3 protein-coding genes are annotated in these 4,423 nt (G+C 36.7%); 2 read left to right on the top strand and 1 reads right to left on the bottom strand.

From position 1 onward, the window contains the following. Nucleotides 1-1,261 precede the first annotated feature (1,261 nt). Entirely contained in the window at nucleotides 1,262-1,702 is a 441-nt protein-coding gene (locus tag Q8907_13275; protein ID MDP4275242.1) for a helix-turn-helix transcriptional regulator, read from the top strand. 86 nt (nucleotides 1,703-1,788) lie between these two features. On the opposite strand, the gene Q8907_13270 is transcribed toward Q8907_13275, so the two are convergent. Next, the gene (locus Q8907_13270) at nucleotides 1,789-3,456 is read right to left on the bottom strand and encodes a putative transporter (GenBank protein MDP4275241.1); all 1,668 of its coding nucleotides are present in this window, start codon (nucleotides 3,454-3,456) and stop codon (nucleotides 1,789-1,791) included. A gap of 459 nt (nucleotides 3,457-3,915) precedes the next feature. Here Q8907_13270 and Q8907_13265 point away from each other — a divergent pair. Continuing rightward, nucleotides 3,916-4,423 (top strand): dihydroorotate dehydrogenase (quinone) (locus Q8907_13265; protein MDP4275240.1); only part of this gene is annotated, 508 nt, incomplete at its 3' end.

Genomic DNA, 4,423 nt, shown 5'->3' with positions numbered 1-4,423 from the left:
GGTAAAAATTACAAAAATCAATTTCCTCGAGAATTGAAAATTACCTCCCGCTGCTTTGCCTCCTTTTAAATAATCCAACCAGCAGGAGATAATTTTTTCAGGCATTTTTTTTTACTTGATCGCTCAAAAAAAGGGGGAAACCCAGTTAAAGATAATTTTATCCACAAAATTCACATTTGTAATAATTACTACAAGCAACAAAATTGACATAAATACACTTTTGTAAACATTTTCAATGAATAAAAAATAATAAAATTCACAATTGGAACCAGCAAAAATTTATGCTGTTTAACTTACAGAATTTCAATCTATAATAAATTTTATATAAAGTATTGCTCTAAAAATTTCATAAATTGGGGTTTACAATTGCAGAAATCAATATATTATTGAATAATAAATCCCTGTTAACCAATATTATTATATTAATTATATAAACTAAAACATCAATAAATTAGGAAAAGATAAGATAAAAGGGTAAAAATTCCGCTTATAGTAATGGGTAAAGGATTGAAAGGCCGGAATTTTGGGGGAAAATTCAACAGTGGGAGGCAGTCAGGGCACAGAGAATAGAAAACCATTCTTAATATTTCTAACCTTTAAATCAGGTTAATCCAGTCAAATTTTTTGTCTGTAAACAAGTTTCTCGCCAAAAACAAAGTAGCAAAAAAGTAGCAAAGGATCCAGATGGAATAAAGAATGGAATTTTGCCTTTGATTCAGTTTCCTAAGCCCAATCGAAGGTGTAACAATAATAATTTATTACGCTGTCTCGAGGATAAAATTACAAGTTTCGCTGATAATCCCTAAAGACTTTTTTGCTTCCCTGGGTGAAAATGAAATTAAGGACATGATTTACAGGATTACAGGTTAACCCCTACAATCTTTGTGAATTAATTCTGTTAATCTTGTTAATCCTGTCAATCTTGTTAATCCTGTCAAAATGCATTGCTCGCCAAGGCGCCAAACCGCAAAAGATCAATAGGATATTAAATATTTAGCCCATGCTCGGGCAAGGCATATACCATGGCCGGTGGCTAAGAAATTTTCCTATGTGCACATTAATATTTGTAAACACAATACACAATTGTAAACGAATAAAATTTAAACAAAATTACATCTGTAAATTATATTATTTTTACATTTGTGAATGTGTAAATTACATTTATACATTAATCCAATGGACAGAATTTACATATTCAAGCATGTTGTAGTTAAGGGGTTCATTCATTGTGAAATATGTATTTACCTTAAAATAAATACTCATGAAAGACCGGATTTTGAAATTTCTTAGTTCTGAACAGCTATCCCCGGCTAAATTTGCCGATGATATAGGTGTTCAACGTTCGAGCATTTCGCATATACTTTCCGGGCGGAACAACCCGAGTTTCGATTTCATCCAAAAGATGCTGCAGAAATATCCCCGGTTAAATGCCGAATGGTTGGTGATTGGACGCGGGGAAATGTATAAAACTGCCCTTATCCAGGGCAACTTGTTTGAACAGCCTAAACGCGAAGAAAAAACGGTTAAAAATGCAGCTCCTGTACAAACTGTTCCTGAGCCTTTTTCTTTGCAAAATTCCGGGCAAACACCCGTAATGCCTTCAAATATTGAAGCCAGCAGGAGCAAAAAAAACAAGGCGATTGAAAGGGTTTTGATTTTTTATTCCGACCATACCCTGGATGAGTATAAACCGGAAAATTGAGAAATTGAGAAATTGAAAAATCGAAGGGGGCAAAAAAAAACTCCCGGTGGATTCCGGAAGTTTTTCATGATTTCAATTAGGTTATGTTAAAGGAAAAACAATATCAATAATTGGGCTATTATGATTCTAAGAAACATGGTCCAGGGGTAAACGGTTGCATATCCCAACGCAGGGGCTTCAGTAGAAGTCTGAGAACTGGCGAATCCTAGTGCTGGTGGATCAGTAGTACTACCAGAAAGAACCCCGCATAATTCATGGTAATTGCGTTTTAGAACCAGTTTACCAAATAAACCTACTAATAATATAGGTACTAATGTTATGATGGCACCATATCCCATCCAGATAAATCCGTCGCCCGAAACCAAAGTGGATACAAACTTTTCGCCGGCTTTTATTCCTACACTGGAAAGAAAAAGTACAAGTCCTAATTCTCTTAACATCAAGTTTGCACTTAAGGTGGTATAGGAATTCAAGGAGAATTTATAGCCATAACGGCCGATCAGAATTGCTATAATCAGCGGTCCGCCGGCAAGCCCGAATTTAATAGGAACCGGAATACCCGGAATGGCAATAGGAATACTTCCAAATACCACACCTACAAGGATACCGATGAAAATCGCTGAAAGATTGGGTTCATTCAGGCGTTTAACGGAATTGCCCAAATACTTGGAAACATTTTCAACTTCCTTTTCTTCCCCAATAACAGTTAATTTATCGCCCATCTGAACCATCATATTTTGCGAAGCGATAAAATCCATTCCTGCCCGGTGAACTCTGGTAATACCTATTCCAAAGCGAAGTCGTAATTTAAGGGAACCTAATGTTCTGCCGGCAACATGACGGTTAGTAACACATACTTGTTTGATGATCAGTTTATCAGAATAACTGACCAAATCCAATTCACTGGGTTTACCAATCAAGCGGATTAATGAAGGAATATCCCCTTTTTGTGCCACTATCGTAATGACATCACCTTCCTTCAGGGTAGAACGGAATGTTGGGATAAATATTTTCCCCTCATGCAAAACCCTGGAAACAATGGCATCATTTTTAAAATTCTTTTTCAGATCCTTGATCTTCATCCCAAAAATATCGGAGTTACTAACCAAAATACTGGCCTGTTCGGGAACAGTACTATCAGATTTTGTTAAAGAATCGACTGCTTTGGATTCTTTATGCAGATCAACCTTTGCCACCCATCGTATAATAAACATCGTAAGGATGATACCCAGAACACCAAAGGGATAAGCTACAGCATATCCTAATCCGATATTGGGGGCTTCACCTCCATGAATAGCCGCAAATTGATTAAGGGTCTGTTGAGCAGCACCAAGTCCGGGCGTGTTCGTCACAGCACCTGAAAGAATACCCACCATCATTGACATAGGAACTTTGGTAACATAGTGAAGCACCACTGCCAAGACAGAACCTAACAACACAATTGAAGTTGCCAGTAAATTTAAAACCAGCCCTTCATTCTTCAAAGAAGAGAAAAAACCAGGGCCAACCTGCAGCCCGATAGAAAAAACAAACAAGATTAAACCAAAATCTCTCACGAAATCCAGCACATCATGATTTACAGTAAAACCAAAATGCCCGGCAACAATTCCGACAAATAAAACGAAAGTTGTTCCCAGGGAGATCTTGTACACCTTCAGCTTGCCCAATGCAACTCCTATCGCTATTACAAAACTGTAAATGAGCGCAACATGGGCTACTGAATCCTTCCATAGTAAGTCATTGATCCATTCCATTTATTTAGATTATATCAAAATTAAATTTGGGGCTGAAATTAGTTAAATTTCTTTGAGAATTACTCCTTTTTGTATGTTTCAATTTACATAATTAACATTTTTTTTGAAATGCCCCCCTTTTATTTTATTTTGATCATTTTAATAGCCTTTTCCCATTAAATTTAAACCTGTTTCATAGGGAATATTTTAACCTGAAAAATTAATCATTGCCTGGAAACGATTCAATTATTTTTAGAAATGAATTCTAACACATTTTACTTTAGAAGGTATGATTTCAATTTTTTGTTTTTCTCTTTTCCATTAGGCCAACTTCCCGGATGCAAATGAACAGAAAAGAGGAATAAGCTCTTTTTACCTTCTCATATAACATTGAAATTCAAATATTTACTATATACTGATCCGGCTATACAACTTTTAAGCTTAAACTTTTTTATCTTTGCAGCAGTAAAGCTTAATCCTATGTATACAAAAATTATTCGACCGCTTTTGTTTCTCATCCCTCCCGAAGGCATCCATCATTGCATTGTAGCATTATTAAAGTTCGGATTTAAAATTCCTGGTACAGGATATTTATGCAGGTCTGCCCTGGAAGTAAAAGATAAAAAGTTGGAAAGGGATTTTTGCGGGATTCATTTTAACAATCCGATTGGTTTTGCTGCCGGCTTTGACAAGAATGCCGAAGTGTTTAATGAACTGAAAAATTTTGGCTTTTCCTTCATTGAAGTCGGAACGGTCACCCCCAGAGCTCAGCCTGGAAATCCCAGGCCCCGTTTGTTCAGATTAACGGCCGACCAGGCTTTGATCAACCGGATGGGATTTAACAATGAGGGGGCCATCGCTGCCGCCACCAGGCTCAAATGCAGGAAACACAAAATCATTATCGGCGGGAATATAGGGAAAAACACTTCCACGCCTAATAATCAGGCAGTTGATGATTACGAAACCTGTTTTGAAGCCTTGTACGATG

The organism is Bacteroidota bacterium (assembly GCA_030706565.1).
Classification (GTDB): domain Bacteria; phylum Bacteroidota; class Bacteroidia; order Bacteroidales; family JAUZOH01; genus JAUZOH01.
The sequence above is the reverse complement of the archived record's forward strand: the minus strand, read 5'-3'. Positions and strand labels throughout refer to the sequence as shown.